The 17,055-nt window shown below is 70.0% G+C and carries 16 protein-coding genes; 8 read left to right on the forward strand and 8 right to left on the reverse strand.

Features of this window, described 5'->3' with window-relative positions; all coding sequences use genetic code 11:
- Positions 1–21: 21 nt before the first annotated feature.
- Positions 22–1,392 (forward strand): glutamate decarboxylase, encoded by a 1,371-nt coding sequence (gad, locus tag FVE25_RS31490; protein ID WP_157250752.1) that lies wholly within the window; start codon positions 22–24, stop codon positions 1,390–1,392.
- A complete protein-coding gene (locus FVE25_RS31495; protein WP_157250753.1) occupies positions 1,389–2,882 on the forward strand; it encodes an amino acid permease in 1,494 nt (497 codons plus the stop codon). The genes gad and FVE25_RS31495 overlap by 4 nt, the downstream gene beginning before the upstream one ends.
- Here FVE25_RS31495 and FVE25_RS31500 read toward each other — a convergent pair.
- From FVE25_RS31500 to FVE25_RS31535, 8 genes are all read right to left on the reverse strand, one after another.
- Positions 2,837–3,811, reverse strand: a complete 975-nt coding sequence (locus FVE25_RS31500) for a DNA polymerase ligase N-terminal domain-containing protein (protein ID WP_157250754.1) — start codon at positions 3,809–3,811, stop codon at positions 2,837–2,839. The genes FVE25_RS31495 and FVE25_RS31500 overlap by 46 nt on opposite strands.
- A gap of 17 nt (positions 3,812–3,828) precedes the next feature.
- Complete coding sequence (locus tag FVE25_RS31505; protein WP_157250755.1) at positions 3,829–4,503, reverse strand: FadR/GntR family transcriptional regulator; 675 nt, start codon at positions 4,501–4,503, stop codon at positions 3,829–3,831.
- Between the two features lie 25 nt (positions 4,504–4,528).
- Positions 4,529–5,533 carry an MBL fold metallo-hydrolase gene (locus tag FVE25_RS31510; RefSeq protein WP_157250756.1) on the reverse strand — a complete coding sequence of 335 codons (1,005 nt, stop codon included), beginning with the start codon at positions 5,531–5,533 and terminating at the stop codon, positions 4,529–4,531.
- A 37-nt stretch (positions 5,534–5,570) separates the two neighbouring features.
- Positions 5,571–6,686, reverse strand: a complete 1,116-nt coding sequence (locus FVE25_RS31515) for a steroid 3-ketoacyl-CoA thiolase (RefSeq protein ID WP_157250757.1) — start codon at positions 6,684–6,686, stop codon at positions 5,571–5,573.
- 47 nt (positions 6,687–6,733) lie between these two features.
- A complete protein-coding gene (locus FVE25_RS31520; RefSeq protein ID WP_157250758.1) occupies positions 6,734–7,705 on the reverse strand; it encodes a sigma-70 family RNA polymerase sigma factor in 972 nt (323 codons plus the stop codon).
- Between the two features lie 103 nt (positions 7,706–7,808).
- Positions 7,809–8,741 carry an NADP-dependent oxidoreductase gene (locus FVE25_RS31525; RefSeq protein WP_157250981.1) on the reverse strand — a complete coding sequence of 311 codons (933 nt, stop codon included), beginning with the start codon at positions 8,739–8,741 and terminating at the stop codon, positions 7,809–7,811.
- The gene (locus tag FVE25_RS31530; protein WP_157250759.1) at positions 8,741–9,265 is read right to left on the reverse strand and encodes a TetR/AcrR family transcriptional regulator; all 525 of its coding nucleotides are present in this window, start codon (positions 9,263–9,265) and stop codon (positions 8,741–8,743) included. The genes FVE25_RS31525 and FVE25_RS31530 overlap by 1 nt, the downstream gene beginning before the upstream one ends.
- A 402-nt stretch (positions 9,266–9,667) precedes the next feature.
- Positions 9,668–10,264 carry a TetR family transcriptional regulator gene (locus tag FVE25_RS31535; protein WP_157250760.1) on the reverse strand — a complete coding sequence of 199 codons (597 nt, stop codon included), beginning with the start codon at positions 10,262–10,264 and terminating at the stop codon, positions 9,668–9,670.
- Positions 10,265–10,508: 244 nt separating this feature from the next.
- Between FVE25_RS31535 and FVE25_RS31540 the strand changes: the two genes are divergently transcribed.
- The 6 genes from FVE25_RS31540 to FVE25_RS31565 all read left to right on the forward strand — a co-directional run bounded on the left by FVE25_RS31540 (position 10,509) and on the right by FVE25_RS31565 (position 17,035).
- Positions 10,509–12,119, forward strand: a complete 1,611-nt coding sequence (locus FVE25_RS31540; RefSeq protein WP_157250761.1) for an AMP-binding protein — start codon at positions 10,509–10,511, stop codon at positions 12,117–12,119.
- Positions 12,119–13,087 carry an acyl-CoA dehydrogenase family protein gene (locus tag FVE25_RS31545; protein ID WP_157250762.1) on the forward strand — a complete coding sequence of 323 codons (969 nt, stop codon included), beginning with the start codon at positions 12,119–12,121 and terminating at the stop codon, positions 13,085–13,087. The genes FVE25_RS31540 and FVE25_RS31545 overlap by 1 nt, the downstream gene beginning before the upstream one ends.
- On the forward strand, positions 13,087–14,241 hold the full coding sequence (locus FVE25_RS31550; RefSeq protein WP_157250763.1) for an acyl-CoA dehydrogenase family protein: 1,155 nt from the start codon (positions 13,087–13,089) through the stop codon (positions 14,239–14,241). The genes FVE25_RS31545 and FVE25_RS31550 overlap by 1 nt, the downstream gene beginning before the upstream one ends.
- The gene (locus FVE25_RS31555; protein ID WP_157250764.1) at positions 14,238–15,272 is read left to right on the forward strand and encodes a bifunctional MaoC family dehydratase N-terminal/OB-fold nucleic acid binding domain-containing protein; all 1,035 of its coding nucleotides are present in this window, start codon (positions 14,238–14,240) and stop codon (positions 15,270–15,272) included. Before FVE25_RS31550 ends, FVE25_RS31555 begins: the two co-directional genes overlap by 4 nt.
- Positions 15,269–15,679, forward strand: a complete 411-nt coding sequence (locus FVE25_RS31560) for a MaoC/PaaZ C-terminal domain-containing protein (RefSeq protein WP_246267714.1) — start codon at positions 15,269–15,271, stop codon at positions 15,677–15,679. The genes FVE25_RS31555 and FVE25_RS31560 overlap by 4 nt, the downstream gene beginning before the upstream one ends.
- A gap of 198 nt (positions 15,680–15,877) precedes the next feature.
- Positions 15,878–17,035 carry a lipid-transfer protein gene (locus FVE25_RS31565; RefSeq protein WP_157250765.1) on the forward strand — a complete coding sequence of 386 codons (1,158 nt, stop codon included), beginning with the start codon at positions 15,878–15,880 and terminating at the stop codon, positions 17,033–17,035.
- Positions 17,036–17,055 lie beyond the last annotated feature (20 nt).

The following is a 17,055-nucleotide window of genomic DNA, read 5'->3' on the forward strand; positions in this document are numbered from 1 at the left end:
GATAGGGGCACATTTCCGGACATGGCCCTACATGCTGTCTCCGCCAAGAGCATCGACGACGTCTACACCCTGCCGCTCAGCGAGGAGGAGCTGCCCAAATACCGGATGCCCGTCGGCACCTCGGACCCGCGAGCCGTCTACGCCATGATCCATTCCGAGCTCAAGCTCGACGGCAATTCCGCGCAGAACCTCGCCACCTTCTGCACGACCTGGTCGGACGAGGAAGTCCACAGGCTGATGGACGAGAACCTCGACAAGAACATGATCGACAAGGACGAGTACCCGCAGACGGCCGAGATCGAGTCCCGATGCGTGCACATCCTGGCCGACCTGTGGAACTCCCCGTCCGAGCGCACGACCATGGGCTGCTCGACGACCGGCTCCAGCGAGGCGGCGATGCTCGGCGGCCTGGCGCTCAAATGGCGCTGGCGGCAGCGGCGGCAGAAGGAGGGCAAACCCACGGATCGGCCCAACATCGTGGCCGGTCCGGTCCAGGTGTGCTGGGAGAAGTTCGCCCGCTACTTCGACGTCGAGCTGCGGCAGGTGCCGCTGGAGGAGGGCGCGACGGGCCTGCGCGCCCACCAGCTCCGCGCGTACGTGGACGAGAACACCATCGGCGTCGTGGCCATCCTCGGCGTCACCTTCACCTGCGACTACGAGCCCGTCGCCGAGATCGCCCGCGAGCTGGACGCGATCCAGGCCGACACCGGGCTGGACATCCCGATCCACGTGGACGCGGCCAGCGGCGGTTTCATCGCCCCCTTCGTCCAGCCCGACCTGGTCTGGGACTTCCGCATCGACCGCGTGGCCTCCGTCAACGCCTCCGGGCACAAGTACGGCCTGTCGCCGCTGGGCGTGGGCTGGGTCGTCTGGCGGGACGCGGGCGCGCTGCCCGAGGAGCTGATCTTCAAGGTCGACTACCTCGGCGGGAACATGCCCACCTTCGCCCTCAACTTCTCCCGGCCCGGCGGGGAGATCATCGCGCAGTACTACAACTTCCTGCGCCTCGGCCGCGAGGGCTACCGCAAGGTCCAGCAGGCGTGCATGGACACCGCCCGGTACCTGGCCGGCCGGATCGCCGACATGGGCCCGTTCGAGCTGCTCTACGACGGCACGGCCGCCCTGCCCGCCATCTCCTACACGCTCAAGGACGCCGCCCAGGGCTTCACGCTCTACGACCTGACCGAGATCCTGCGCGTGCGCGGCTGGCAGGTCCCGGCCTACCCGCTGCCGCCCCGCCGCCAGGAGACCGTCATCCAGCGCGTGCTGGTACGGCACGGCATCGGCCGCGACGAGATCGCCCTGCTGGCCGACGACATCGAGCGTTCGATCGAACGGCTGCGCAACGGAACTCCCTCCGGTGCGGAGCGGAAGGCATTCCACCACTCATGACCAGGTCCTCGATCTCCGCCACCGCGCTCGGGCTGATGACCGCGGCCACCGTGGTCACCAGCCTGCGCGGGCTGCCGTCGATGGCGCAGGAAGAGCTGACGATGTTCCTGTACATCGGCTTCTCCACCCTGCTCTTCCTCATCCCGGCCGGGCTGGTCGCCGCCGAGCTGGGCGGCGCGTTCGCCGACCGCACCGGCGGCGTCTACACCTGGGTGGGCGAGGCGTTCGGCTCCCGGTGGGGGTTCCTGGCGATCTGGCTGCAGTGGATCCAGAACGTCGTCTGGTATCCCACCGGCCTGAGCTTCGCCGCCGCGGCCATCGCGTTCGCGATCGGGCGGCCCGACATGGCCGGCAACAACGTCTACGTCGGCCTGTTCTGCATCGTCGTCTACTGGATCGCCACGTTCATCGCCTTCTCCGGCACCACCCTGCTCACCAAGGTCACCCAGTACGGCTTCATGCTCGGCACCGTCGTGCCCGGCGCGATCCTCATCGGACTGTTCGTGTGGTGGTGGGCCACCGGGCACCCGCTCGGCTGGGAGAGCGTCACCAACCCGTCGGTCGCCACCGACGAGCACGGCCACCACTCACCGCGCTGGCTGCCGGTCGCCGCGCTCGGCACACTGGCCTTCCTCGGCACGATCCTGCTCAACTTCGCCGGCGTGGAGTCCACCGCCGTGCACGTCAAGGAGATGCGCAACCCGCGCCGCGACTACCCGATCGCCATCTTCATCGCCGCGGCCATCTCGTTCGTCATCTTCACGCTGGGCGCGCTGGCCGTGGCCGCGATCCTGCCCTACGCGAAGATCAACCTGAACTCCGGGGTCTTCGACACGCTCACCGCCGCCTTCACCGCGCTGCTCGGGGTGAGCTGGCCGGTCAACCTGCTGGCCGTGCTCATCTGCTACGGCGCCCTCGGCGGCGCCCTGGCCTGGCTGGGCGGTCCCAGCAAGGGCCTGCTGGCCACCGCGCACGACGGCATGCTGCCGCCGGTGCTGCAGAAGACCAACGCGCGGGGCGTCCAGCGCAACATCCTCGTCGTCCAGGGCGTGATCGTGACGCTGATCTCGGCCATCTACCTGTTCATGGACAACGTCAGCGTCGCGTTCTTCCTGATCTCGTCGATGACGATCAGCCTCTACATCATCATGTACCTGCTCCTGTACGCCGCGGCGATCAGGCTGCGCAAGACCCGGCCCGACCTGCCGCGGGGATTCAGGGTCCCGGCGCTGTGGCTGGTGGCCGGGGCCGGGTTCGCGGCCGTGGCGTTCGCGCTGGTCGTGAGCTTCGTGCCGCCGTCGCAGCTGCCCATCGGGTCTCCCGGCGGGTACGTGGCGCTGGTGGCGGCCGGGACCGTCGTCTTCACCGGGCTGCCCCTGCTGATCTACCAGTTCCGCAAGCCGTCCTGGCAGCAGGGCCGCGAGCACGCCAGCCTGCATCCGATTCAGACGGGGACGAAGAGCCAGGCCGCCGACTCCCCGGGCTCGTAGCCGGAGTCCAGGCGTTTGCCCACGATGCCGGGCAGGTTTTGCTCGCGGGCCGCCTGCCGTATACGAAGTTGAGGAGCTTGCTCCGATACAGGCTGGGCTTGACCGGGCCAGGACGGGGCGGTCTGCCAGCGCGCGCCCGCGATGGCGAGCGCGTCCAGGGCGGCGCGGCGCTCGGTGAACGGGCTGGCCACCAGCGAACGGCCGTCGTCATAGAGCAGATCGGTGCAGACCAGGATCTCCGTGCCGCCCAGGCGGACGATCTCGCCGTCCAGGACCGCGCTGCGGCTGCCGAACGAGGCGGCCAGCGGGCGCAGCCACGGCGCCTCGCGGGCCAGGTCGGTGCGGCCGCCGTCGATGTGCACGAGCACCCGGCGGCCGCCCCAGGCGACCTCGAAGGCGTACTTCTCCGGCTCGCGGGGGAGCCTGGCGCGCCTGACCGGGAGCATCGGCTTCATGGGCGGCAGCGGGTCGACCTCCGGCGGATCCATGCGGTGGATCATCCAGTTCTTGCCGTCCGTCCGGAACAGCACGTACCGGCCCTGCGCCCGGTCGCCGTGGAGGACGACCTTGACCTCGCGCTCCGACCATTTCTCGGTGTCGTAGGTGCCGGTGTCCCAGACGGTCATGGTTCCGGCGCCGTACTCGCCCTCCGGGATCTCGCCGTGGAAGGCGAGGTACTCCATCGGGTGGTCCTCGGTCCGCACGGCCAGGTGGTTGACCTTCGGGTCCGTGGGCAGCCCCTTCGGGACCGCCCACGAGGCCAGCACGCCGTCGCGCTCCAGCCGCAGGTCCCAGTGGAGCGAGCGCGCGTGGTGCTCCTGGATCACGAACGCGCGGTCGTCGCCTGGTTCGGGCTCCTGCTGGGGGATGGGCTCGGGGGTACGGCTGGCGTCCCGTTTACTGCGATATTTCGCGAGTTTGTCGGCCACATCCCGTACCTACCCCCTCAGTCGAGGGCCTTGCGCAGCCATGCCTCCACCCCGGCCACGTGCACCGTGGCCCAGGAACGTGCCACATCCGGCTCGCGTGCGGCGATGGCGTCGTAGATGGCGCTGTGCTGCTCCATCGTCTTCTCCAGCGCGCCCTCCTGGGTGAGGCCGCGCCAGATGCGCGCCCGATGGGTGGGCCCGGCCAGGCTCTCGATGAACGAGCACAGCACGTTGTTGCCAGACCCGCGGGCGATGCGCTGGTGGAAGGTGAGGTCGTTGTCGACCAGTTCCTCGATCGTGGGGTCCTTCGGCAGCGAGTGGAGGATCTCGCCGAGTTCGGCGACGTCGGCCTCGCTCATCTGCACCGCCGCCATGGCCGTGGCCGCGGGCTCCAGGATGCGGCGCACCTCGAAGAACTGGATGACGGTGTCGTCGCGGTGCAGGTCGAGCACGAACGACATGGTGTCCAGCAGGAGCCGGGGCTCCAGGCTGGTGACGTAGGTGCCGTCGCCCTGCCGTACGTCCAGGACGTTGATCAGCGCCAGCGCGCGTACGGCCTCGCGCAGCGAGTTGCGGGACAAACCCAGCCGCTCGGCGAGATCGGCCTCTTTGGGGAGCCGGTCGCCGGGGGCGAGCTCGCCCGAGAGGATCATTTGCTTGATCTTGTCGATCGCAGCGTCGGTGACCGCCACGCTTCTCTCCCTAGACATCGGATGTCTACGAGTCTAGAGCCTGAAAGCGCACCGGATCGACCCCGGACACGCGGCGGATCGCGCCACGAGCCTCCAGGGTACGCAGGTGGGCGGCGGCTTCACCGGCCGCCATACCTCGGAGCATAGGGGACAGATCATCCCATGCTCGGTTCCACGTCATCATCGCGGCGATCTCCCAGATGGTCAGCGGCTCGCCATGGGCGGTCAGTTGCGCGGCGAGCGTGTGGAGTCTCTCCTCGTGATGGTGGCGGATCTCGGCGGCTCGCGCCGCCACATCCGGAAATATCCACTCATGGGCAGGAAGCGCGGTCAGGGGGCCCAGGCTGGTCACCTTTTCCAGAGACATCAGGAAGTCGCCAAGCGGGTCCACGTCGGTGCGGTCATAGGGATAGATGCCTACATGCGGGGTGATGTCCGGCAACACGTGGTCGCCGGTGAACAGCCGATCGCCCAGCTGAAGACACAGATGACCGGGCGTGTGCCCCGGCGTGTGGATGGCACGCAGCTCCCGCCCCGGCAGATCCACCAGGTCGCCGTCGCGCAACGTGCGATCCGGCCGCGCGGGCGGCACCGGCCGCGCCGAAGCCGGAACCCGCGCGTCGTCCCCGCCCGCGCCCGCCCGCCGCAACATCTCCGCCTGGAAGTCGCGATGCGCCTCCTCGTCCAGCCCGTGGATGAGCGTGACCAGCGCCGCGTCCGCCTCGTGCATCGCGATCCAGGCGCCCGACACCTCCCTGACCTGCCCGGCCAGCCCCGCGTGATCCGGATGGAAGTGCGTGACCACGACGCCGTGCACATCCGCCACGTCGATCCCCAGCATGCCGAGCCCGCCGCGCAGCGCCTCCCAGGCATCTGGATGATTCCACCCCGCATCGACCAGCACCGGCCCGCGCGGCGACTCGAGCGCGTACACCAGGGTGTAGCCAAGCGGATTGCCGGGAATCGGCACCGGCACGCTCCACACGCCGCCGCCGAGCTCCTGCGGCTTCTGGCTGGCATATCGTCGCATTCGCTCCTCAACTTCGTATACGGCCGGCGGCGCGTCTTCACGCGATGCGCTCCAGGACGGCGGCCGTGGCCAGCGCGCCCCCGGCGCACATGCTGACCAGGGCGGTGCCGGAATCGGAGCGTTCGAGCTCGTGCAGCGCGCTCGTGACCAGCCGGGCGCCGGTCGCCCCGACCGGGTGACCCAGCGCGATCGCCCCGCCGTTGACGTTGACCCGGTCGAAGTCCGGCTCGTGCACGCTCGCCCACGACAGCACGACCGACGCGAACGCCTCGTTCACCTCGAACCTGTCGATGTCGCTCATCACCATTCCCGTACGGTCCAGCACCTTGGCCGTCGCGTCCACCGGTCCGTCGAGATGGAAGTACGGCTCGGCCCCGATCAGCGCCTGAGCCAGGATCCGGGCCCGTGGCCGCAGGCCGTACCGGATCGCGGCCTCCTCGCTCACCAGCAGGACCGCGGCGGCGCCGTCGGAGATCTGCGCGGACGTGCCCGCGGTGTGCAGCGCGCCCGGCTGCACCGGTTTGAGCCCGGCCAGCCCCTCCATCGTGGTCTCCCGTAACCCCTGATCCTTCGTGACCCCGCAGACGCCGACGATCTCCTTGTCGAAGCGCCCGTCGGCCCACGCCTTCGCCGCCAGGCGCTGCGAGCGCGCCCCGAACCAGTCCAGCCGCTCACGCGTCAGCCCGCGGCGCCGCGCGATCCGCTCGGCCGCGTCGAACTGGTTGGGCATGTCGATCGACCAGTCGTCCGGCTTGGCCTTGGCCGGCATGACGTTGCTGCCCAGCGGCGCCCGGCTCATCACCTCGACCCCGCAGGCCACGCCCGCCTCGATGAGGCCCGCCTTGATCATCGCCGCCACTAGGTGCACCGCCTGCTGCGAGGAGCCGCACTGGGCGTCGATCGTGGTCACGCCTGTTTGGTACGGCAGGCCCGCATACAGCCACGCGTAGCGGCCGACGTGCCCGCCCTGCTCGCCCGCCTGGGTGACGCAGCCGGCGAAGACCTGCTCGACGATGGCCGGATCGATGCCCGCCCGGTCGATCAAGCCGTTGAGAGCCGCCGCTAGAACCTGTTGCGGCTTGAGCCCGGCGAGCCAGCCGTTGCGCTTGCCGATGGGAGTCCTTACCGCTTCGACGATGACCGGTGTGCCCACAGCGCCTCCAGAACGATGCTCTGGAGGCGAATGTAACGCGTTCTACTTTACTCGGGCAATGTGGCCGGGAGCCCGAACACGTCGAACAGCTTCAGATCGAAGAACTGCGACACGTGGCTGACCCCTTCCTTCGACAGCGTGAGCACGGGCAGCGCGAACGGCCGGTAGACGCCGTCCTCGCCCCGCAGATACATGCCGAACGCCGCCTGGCCGTTGGCCTGGCAGGGCACCAGGCGCAGGTCGCCGGGCTTCTTGGCCGGGCAGTGGGTGGCGATGAGCCGCCCGATGTTGGCCGCGCCCTGATACCACCCCGGGAACGGCGGCATCTCCCAGACCGCGTCCTCGGTGAACACCTTGACGATCGCGTCGATGTCATAGCTCTCGAAGGCGTGCATGTAGCGGTCGAGCAGCTCGCGCTGGGACCGCTCGTCGGGCTCGGCGAGCTGGTCCTCCGCCGGGGAGACCTCGGCCAGCTGGGCGCGGGCGCGCTGCAGGATGCTGTTGACCGCGGTGGTCGTGGTGTCGAGCAGATCGGCCACCTCGGCGGCCCGCCACTGCAGCACGTCACGCAGGATCAGCACCGCCCGCTGGCGCGGCGGCAGATACTGCAGCGCCGCCACCAGGGCCAGGCGGATGCTCTCCCGCGAGGTCACCACCGTGGCCGGATCCCGGCCGTCGGCGCCCACCGCCTCGTCGGGCACGGGCTCCAGCCAGTCGAGCTCGGCCGGCTCGCTCAGCGGCCCCTCCCCGCGGGCGCTCGGCTGGCCCAGCCCGGTCGGCAACGGCCGCCTGCCCTGCTTGTCGAGCGCGGTCAGGCAGCGCGTGGTCGCGATCTTGTAAAGCCAGGTGCGCACGGACGAGCGCCCCTCGAACTTGTCGTAGGCACGCCAGGCTCGCACGTAGGTCTCCTGGACGGTGTCCTCGGCATCGTGCACCGAGCCCAGCATGCGATAGCAGTGTGCGAGCAGCTCCCGCCGCAGAGGGTCGGTCAGCTGAGCGAAGTCGTCGCTGACGGTCATGTTCTCTGTCTAGCGCACGGGTGTGACAAAAACCGAGTCGTTCATCGGACGGGGCGATGGCGCGGCCCTTGACGTACGGCGGGGCCTTCCGGGCGAGCCGTCGTCAGGGGGTCAGGACGATCTTGCCGGTCGTCCGCCCGGTCTCGCCCAGTTCGTGGGCCTTGGCCGCCTCCTCCAGCGGAAGCACGGCGGCGACCAGGGCCCGCAGACGGCCCGCCCCGGCCAGTGCGGCGATCGCCTTCATCGCGGCGTGATCCGGCTCCACCAGCATCGCGGCCGACCTGATGCCCCGTTCGGCGGCCAGCGCGTCCAGGCCGGGATCGAGCCGCGACAACACCAGGGAGACGATCGTGCCGCCCGCGCGCAACGTCTCCAGGGAGCGCGGGCCGTAGTCGCCCCCCATGGTGTCGAGCACCACGTCCACGTCCCCGACCGCCTCGGCGAAGTCCACGCTCCGGTAGTCGACCAGCTCGTCGGCGCCCAGCTCGCGCAGGAGATCGTGCTTGGCCGCGCTCGCCGTACCGATCACATGGGCGCCACGCGCCTTGGCGATCTGCACGGCCAGGTGCCCCACCCCGCCCGCCGCCGCGTGCACCAGCACCCGCTGCCCGCCCCGCACGCCCGCCGTGTCCACGAGCGCCTGCCAGGCGGTGAGCGCGGCGAGCGGCAGCGCCCCCGCCTGCACGTGATCGACGCCCTCCGGCTTGAGGGCGAACGTCCGGGCCGGAGCCGTCACGTACTCGGCGTGCGCCCCATGCCCCTGCGGGTAGCGCAACATCCCGAACACCTCCTCGCCCGGCCGATACAGCGTGGTCCCCAGCCCGACGGCCTCCACCACCCCAGAAACGTCCCACCCCAGAACGAAGGGCGGCCGCCCAAGCAGCCCGCCGTTGCCCCGATGCTTCCAATCGGTCGGATTGAGCCCGGCGGCCCGCACCCGCACCAGCACCTCCGTCGGCCCCGGCTCCGGCCTGGCCACCTCGACCACCTTGAGCACCTCGGGCCCGCCGAGCACGTCCTGACTGATCGCCCGCATCATCGTCCCTCCCGCCCGCCGGCCAGCAGCAGCCGGGCCCCACGCAGCAACTCACCCTTGAGTACGGCATCGCCCACCGGCATGGACAACACCAGCGGATCCGCCACGGCCGCCAGCGCCTGCGCCGCCCGTATCCGCTCCGGCCAGCTCGCCTCCGGCCCCGCCAGCAGGGCGTTGGCCCGCTCCATCCAGGAGACCACGCGGGTGGCCAGCTGCTCCTCCTCGGCGTAGACGGTGGTGTCCCGCAGCAACAACGTGAGCACGCGGCGCCGGCCCACCATCGTGTCCACACACCGCTCCAGGAACGTCTCCGGGTGCTCGAGCGCGGCGTCCAGGCTGTCCAGGAGCGGGTCCAGGAGCTGCTGGATGATCTCGGACTTGGAGCGGAAGTAATGGTAGAGGGTCGGCTTGGTCAGGCCCACCTGCTCGGCGATCTCCCGCATGGAGGTGGTCCGGTAGCCGCGGGCGGTGAACTGCTCCAGCGCCGCTTCCAGGATCCGCTCCTTGGTCTCACTCTGGCTCACGCCCTCACCCTACCGCCCGGTCGGTCGCCCACTTGGGCCGCTCGTCCGCTCGGCCCTCCCGGCCGACCCGCGTCCTGGTTGGCCGGCCCTCCGGACCGTGCCGGGGCCCAGGGCGGCACACCTTTCTGGCCGCCGCACCTGTGCACTTCCGATCCGAGAGGGTCCCGGGTGGGCGCTAGCCAGGGGTTTCGCGCCGGGCGGTGGGACGTGGTGCGGCGGGGATCGGCGCGATGGGGCGGTGGCCGGGGTGGGGCACGGCCGTGGTCTACGCATCGCCGTTGCGGCGAGTGCCACGTCCGACGTGAGAAGCGATCCCCACGATCGGCGCCCGCCCACGACGGCGGGTGGTGCTCAGGTGGCTTCGCCGTAAAGAAGGCTGATCCTGAACGGCGGAGAGGAGCACTACAGGTCGGACACGAGCCGGGCGGCGGCGATTTCGATGCGGCGCTGGATCTGCTCGTACGTGCGGCGCCCGCGGAGCATTTCGAGGAGTTCGTGGACCCACACGCTCGACAGCGAGCCGGCCAGCGCGAGTTGTTCTTCTGTGGCGTTGTCGGCGGTCAGGCCGGTGGCGGAGACGCGCAGGAGGAGGCCGGTCATGCGGTCGCCGAACGGGGTCTCCACCTCGGCCATGATCAGGCTGCGGATGAGGGCGTCGGCGAGTTCGGGTTCGCGCATCAGGCCGCGGGTGGCGCGCATCAGGACGTCCACCGCGCGGCCCGCCGGGGTGGCGGCGCTGGGCGGGCGGCGGTCGATGCTGCTTTCCAGGAGGTCGATCTCTTCGCCGACCACGGCTACGACCAGGTCCATCTTGGATGGGAAGTAGCGGTAGAGGGTGCCCAGGGCCACGCCGGCGCGTTCGGCGACCGTGCGCATCTGCATGGCTTCCACGCCGCCTCTCGAGGCGAGGGCGGCGGCGGCCTGGACGATGCGCTTGCGGCGCTGGTGCTGGCTGCGTGTGCGGACACCCGACCCGGCCGGGGCTTGCTGGCTCTCCATGGGCGCCTCGTGATCGCTGGGGGGCGCTGAGATCGCCGCGGGCGGGGTGCGCATAAGAACACGTTATCTGATTTCTCCGTAACTCGGCTTGTTACTCGCGGGTCACAAAGAAAGCGCATACGTGCATGTCTTTCATGTTGCAGGGAGATGTCAGCTTTTCTGATTGGTTGCGGTTGCTGGACAGATATTAGAATCTGTTCTAGTTTTGCGGCTGATGGGTGACCGAGCGCTTGGTGGAGGTCGGATGACCGCGGACACGTTCGCCGCCCTGCTCGCCGCGCGTGCCGATGACGATCGGGTGTCGCTCTACTACGGAGAGCAGGTCTGGTCCTGGCGGGAGCATGTGGCGCTGAGTCACCGGTATGCCCTTTGGGGGGCGTCGGCGGGGCATGTCGGGGTCCTGCTGGACAACGTGCCTGAGCTGGTCTTTCTGGTGGGCGGGGCGGCGCTGGGCGGGGCCGTGGTGGTCGCGCTCAATCCCACGCGGTCGCCGGTTGAGCTGGTTCGCGACGCTCGGGCCGCCGACGTGGGGCTGGTGGTGTGGGACGAGCCTTACGGGGAGGCCGCCCGGGCCATCGGGGCGGCGCTGGGCGTCCGGCTGGCGGCTGTGGAGGAGGTACGGCGGGCCGTTGCGGAGCCCTCTCGGTCTGAGCTCGGGGACGCCGATCCCGGTGACCTGGTCATGCTGGTGTTCACCTCCGGGACGTCGTCGGGGCGGCCCAGGGCGGTGCGGGTCACGCAGCGGAAGCTCGCGGTTCCCGGGCTCTCGCTGGCGCGCATGCTCGGCCCCGAGGACGTCGCCTACTGCTCGATGCCGTTGTTCCACTCCGGGGCGATCATGGCGGCCTATGCGCCGGCGGTGGCGGCTGGGGCGGGGCTGGTGCTGCGGAGGCGGTTCTCGGCTTCGGGGCTGCTGCCGGATGTCCGGAAATATGGGTGCACGTATCTGCACTACGTCGGCAAGGCGCTCTCCTACGTGCTCGCCACCCCGGAGCTCGGTGACGACGCCGACAACCCGCTCAAACTGGCCTTCGGCAACGAAGGCAGCGCCACGGCCACCCGGCGGTTCGGGGAGCGGTTCGGGTGTTTCGTCATCGACGCGTTCGGGTCCACCGAGACGGCCGTCTCCATCACGCCCGATCCCTCGGGGCCGCCGGGGTGCCTGGGGAGGTTGCCGGAGGGGGTCGAGATCCGGGATCCGGTCACCGGGGAACGCTGTCCGCCGGCCGTACTGGAGGAGGGGCGGCTCGTGAACGCGGGCGAGGCCGTCGGGGAGCTCGTCAACGTCCGGGGGCTGGGGTTGTTCGACGGGTACTACAACGACCCGGAGGCCGATGCCGAGCGGATCCGGGAGGGTGCGTACTGGTCTGGCGACCTGGCCTATGCGGATAAAGAGGGATACGTCTTCTTCGCCGGCCGGGGCACCGAGCGGTTACGCGTGGACGGGGAGAACCTCGCGGTCGCCCCGATCGAGGCCGTGGCGCGGGAGGCGCCGGGTGTGCTGGAGGCGGCGGTGTATCCGGTGCCCGACTCGGCGGCGGGCGATCAGGTGATGCTGGCGCTCATCCCCGCCGGTCGGGAGTTCGACGTCACGGCTCTGGGCGCGTTCCTGGAGTCCCGCCAGGATCTGGGCATAAAAGCCATACCCCGATATATCCGGGTCTGCCGGGAGTTTCCCCTCACGCCTTCTCACAAGGTGATCAAGCGCCTCCTGGCCCGGCAAGCCTGGCACGCCACCACCGACCCCCTCTACCTGCGCACGCCCACCGGCTACCGCCCGCTGACCGGCGACGACGTCGTGGAGATCGAGACCGAGTTCGCCCGGCACGGGCGGCGGCACCTCTTGGAGACCTGATGGATTTCGCCTTGGACGACACGCAGCAAGAGCTGCGCGAACTCGCCGTGGATCTGCTGGCCAGGGACGCCGGTGAGGACCGGCTCCGGGAGGCGGGCCTGCTCGGCGTCTGCCTGCCCGAGGAGGTGGGCGGCGCCGGGCTCGGCGCGGTCGGAATGGCGGTCGTGCTGCGCGAGATAGGCGCCCGCGACCTGCCCGCCCTGCCCGTCCTGGCCGCCTCACTGACGATCACCCGGTACGGCACGCGTGAGCAGCAGGCGCGCCTCGGCCAGGCCAGGGTGAGCACCGTGGCGCTGAAGGAGCCGGGCCGGGCGCCGGCCGACCCGCCGGAGACCCGTGCCCTCTACTCCGGCGGCTGGGCGCTGACCGGCCGCAAGTGCGCCGTGCCGTACGGAGCGGTGGCGGACGTGGCGCTGGTCTCGGCGGCCGAGGGATTGTTCCTGGCCAGGCCCGATGAGGTGGTGCCGGAGTTCGCCTCGACGGGGGAGCCGCTGGCCACGCTGGTGTTCGACCGGACCCCGGCCGAGAAGGTCGCCGACGACGCCGAGGGCGCCCTGCTGATCTACATGACCGCGGTGGCCGCGCAGGCCAGTGGCGTCCTGGCCGGGGCGCTGGAGCTGACCAAGGACTACATCAAGACCAGGAAGCAGTTCGGCCGGTCGCTGGCGGAGTTCCAGGCGGTCACGATGCAGATCGCCGACGTCTACATCGCCTCGCGGGCCCTGGACGTGGCGATGTGGTCGGCCGCCTGGGGCGTGGACAACCAGGGCCCCGCCGGGGACGTCGCCCTGGCCGCCTACCACGTCAGCGAGGCGTTCACGGCGTTGTTCACCTGCCAGCACCTGCACGGCGGCCTCGGCCTCGACGTCACCTACCCCCTGCACAAGAGCTTCGCGCACGCCAAGCACCTGTCCCATCTGCTCGGCGGCGCCGACGCCCAGCTGGACCTGATCGGAGCGCTCGCCTGATGCTGATCGACCTCATCCCCGAGCAGAAGCGGTTGCGGGACGAGCTGCGCGCCTACTTCCACGCCTGTCTCACCGGCGACGACCGCAAGAAGATCGCCGAAGACCCGTTCGGCGAGGCGTACATGGAGCACTGCCGCCGCCTCGGCCGCGACGGCAAGCTCGGCCTCGGCTGGCCCAAGGAGTACGGTGGCGCCGGCTACGGACCCCTCGAACAGCAGATCTTCGCCAACGAGATCGCCCGGGCCGGCGTGCCGTACCCGATCATCACCGTGCAGACGGTCGGTCCCACGCTGATGCAGTACGGCACGGCGGCGCAGAAGGAGTTCTTCCTGCCGCGCATCCTGGCGGGCGAATGCCACTTCGCCATCGGCTACAGCGAGCCGGAGGCGGGCACGGACCTGGCCTCGCTGCGGACCACGGCGGTGCTCGACGGCGACCACTACGTGGTCAACGGGCAGAAGGTGTTCACCTCGGGCGCCCACTACGCCCAGTACATCTGGCTGGCGGCGCGGACGAACCCCCAGGCCAAGAAGCACAAGGGCATCACCATGATGATCGCCGCCACGGAGGACCCCGGGTTCTCGTGGACGCCGATCGTCACCATGGACGGCCGGCACCACACGAACGCCACGTATTACCAGGACGTACGGGTGCCGGTGGACATGGTCGTGGGCGAGGTGGACAAGGGCTGGGACCTCATCGTCAACCAGCTCAACCACGAGCGCGTGACGCTGGGCCCGGCCGGGAACCTCGGGCAGACGTATGACCGGTTCCTGGCCTGGGCCCGCAGGACCGGCAACGACACGCACCCTGACGTGCGACGGGCACTGGGCCGCGTGTGGGCATATTTCCGGACGAACGAGCTGCTGAACTGGCAGGTCGCGGCCAACATGGACCTCGGCTGGCTGGGGGCGCCCGACGCGTCCGCCACCAAGATCTACGGGTCGGAGCGGATGCAGGAGATCGGGCGGATCGTCGGCGACATCCTGGCGCGCTTCGGCGACCCCGCCGACCCGGAGACGGCCGAGCTGCTCGATCGGCTGGACCATGGGGTGAAGGGGGCCGTGGTGCTGACGTTCGGGGGCGGGGTCAACGAGGTGCAGCGGGAACTGATCGCGATGCTGGGCCTGAGCCTCCCGAGGCCGCCCCGATGACCCCCGACCAGCACACGCCCGGCCAACCCGACCGGCACGCGCCCGATCGGCACGCGCCCGATCGGCACGCACCCGACCGGCACGCGCCCGATCGGCACGCACCCGACCGGCACGCACCCGGCGAGCCCGACGCGTCCGGCGAGCGTCTTCGGGCGTTGGCCGAGCGGCAGATCGCGGCCGGGGAGCTGCGTGGGCTGCCTGCCGCCGATCCGGTCAACGAGGCGATGATCCGGCACTGGCTGGACGCCATGGGTGATCGGAACCCGCTTTATCTCGACAAAGGGGTGGCACCTCCGGCCATGGCGCAGGTGTGGACGATGGGCGGCGTCAGGAGGGACGGGCGGGATCGGTCGCCGGTGGACGAGGTGCTGGCCGAGCTGGACTCCCAGGGGTTCACGGGCGTGGTGGCGACCAACTGCGAGCAGACGTATCACCGCTATGCCCGCCTGGGCGACCTGCTGACCCCGGCCACGCGGTTCACGAGTCTGGCGGGGCCCAAGAAAACCGCGCTCGGCGAAGGATATTTCGCCACATGGAATGTCACGTGGTACGACCAGTTCGATGAGCCGGTGGCAGAGATGCTCTTCCGGATCCTGAAATTTCGCCCAGCACCCAAGAAAGCACCGAAGAAGTCCTATCCCCTGAAACCGGCCATCAACCGGGACACCCAGTTCTTTTGGGATGGCGTCCACCAGCGTGAATTGCGCATCCAAAGCTGCGCCGACTGCGGCGAACTCCGCCACCCCCCGGGCCCGGTCTGCCCCGCCTGCCGTTCCACGAACAGGAGCTACGCGGTCGTCAGCGGCGACGGAACCGTTTACAGCTACGTCGTCCACCACAATCCTCCGGTTCCAGGACGCGACACACCATATGTCGTAGCCGTCGTGGAACTCCGGGAAGGTGTGCGAATTGTGGGTAACATTGTGGACTGTCCGGTTGAATCGGTGGGTATCGGTATGACGGTGCGGACAACGTATCGCGCAATGGATGACGAACTGACCCTTCCGATGTGGACGCCACGGGAGTCATGATGCGGACGTTGACCGGTGAGGAGATCAAGGTCGGGACATCCCTGCCCGAACTGGCCATCAGCCTCACCCCTACCCTGGTGATCTCGAGCGCGATCGCCACCATGGACTTCACCCCCGTCCACCACGACGTCGAACTCGCCCGCGCCCAGGGATCCCAGGACATCTTCCTCAACATCCTGACCACCATGGGCCTGGTCGAACGCTTCGTCACCGACTGGGCCGGCCCCGAGGCGCTGGTCCGCAAGATCAACGTGAAGCTGGGGGTTCCGGCCTACGCGGGCGACCTGCTCACGCTGTCCGGCTCGGTGATCGCCCGCGAGGACGACACGTTCACGGTGGACGTCCGCGGCCAGGTCTCCCTGGGCAACCACGCAACCGGCGCCGTAACCATCACCCTCCCCACCTGACGGCCTCTGGTCCGACCGTCCTGCTGAACCTCCCGCACGGTCCTCTCGCCGTGCGTATCCCTCCCGGCCCCACGATTACGGCGGAGCCGCCCCACCACCACCCGCCGACGCGGGCGGGCGCCGGTCGGGGGGATCGCTTCTCACGTCGGACGTGGTGCCCGCCGCCACGGCCCGCCTTCACCACCTAAGGGGTCTGTCGTGAACGCTGCCATCGCCGGGATCGGCGCCACCGAATTCAGCAAGGAATCGGGCCGGTCGGAGCTGCGGCTGGCCGCTGAGGCCGTGTTCGCCGCCCTGGACGACGCCGGCCTCTCCCCGGCCGACGTGGACGGCATGGTGACCTACACCCAGGACAGCAACCAGGAGATCGCCGTCGCCCGCGAGGTGGGGATCGGCGACCTGGACTTCTTCTCCCGGGTCCACTACGGCGGCGGCGCGGCCTGCGGCACGGTCATGCACGCCGCCATGGCCGTGGCCACGGGGATGGCGCGGACGGTCGTCTGCTACCGGGCCTTCAACGAACGCTCCGGCCGGCGCTTCGGGCAGCCGGACGCCCGGCTGGGCGGGGAGCCGTCCTCGCAGGGGCTGGAGATGAGCTGGCACGTGCCGTACGGACTGATGACGCCGGCGGCGTGGGTTGCCATGTTCGCCCGCCGGTACATGCACGTCTACGGCGCCACCTCCGAGGACTTCGGCAGGGTCGCCGTCGCGATGCGGCGGCACGCGGCCACCAACCCGGCCGCCTGGTTCCACGGGCGGCCGATCACGCTGGCCGACCATCAGGCGTCCAAGTGGATCGTGGAGCCGCTGCACTTGCTGGACTGCTGCCAGGAGAGCGACGGGGCGGTGGCGCTGGTGGTGACGTCCGAGGAGCGGGCGCGGGACCTGCGGCGCTCGCCGGCGGTGATCGCGGCGGCGGCCCAGGGGTCGGGGGCCGGGCAGATGATGATGACCAGCTACTACCGGGATGACATGACCGGGTTGCCGGAGATGGGGGTGGTCGGGCGGCGGCTGTGGGAGCGGTCCGGGCTGAGGCCGGGGGATGTTCAGACGGCCATTCTGTATGACCACTTCACGCCGTTCGTGCTGACGCAGCTGGAGGAGCTGGGGTTCTGCGGACGGGGGGAGGCGGCCGGGTTCGTGCGGGACGCCGGGATCGAGCTGGATGGTCGGTTGCCGGTGAACCCGCATGGAGGGCAGCTCGGGGAGGCGTACATCCACGGGATGAACGGCATCGCCGAGGCGGTCCGGCAGGTCAGGGGGACCTCGGTCAACCAGGTGAAGGACGTCGCGAACGTCCTGGTCACCGCAGGCACCGGGGTGCCCACGAGCGGCCTCATCCTGTCGGCGGGCTGACCCGCTCGCCCCCCTTTGGC

The sequence above is a fragment of the Nonomuraea typhae genome (assembly GCF_009760925.1).
Taxonomy (GTDB): Bacteria; Actinomycetota; Actinomycetes; order Streptosporangiales; family Streptosporangiaceae; genus Nonomuraea; species Nonomuraea typhae.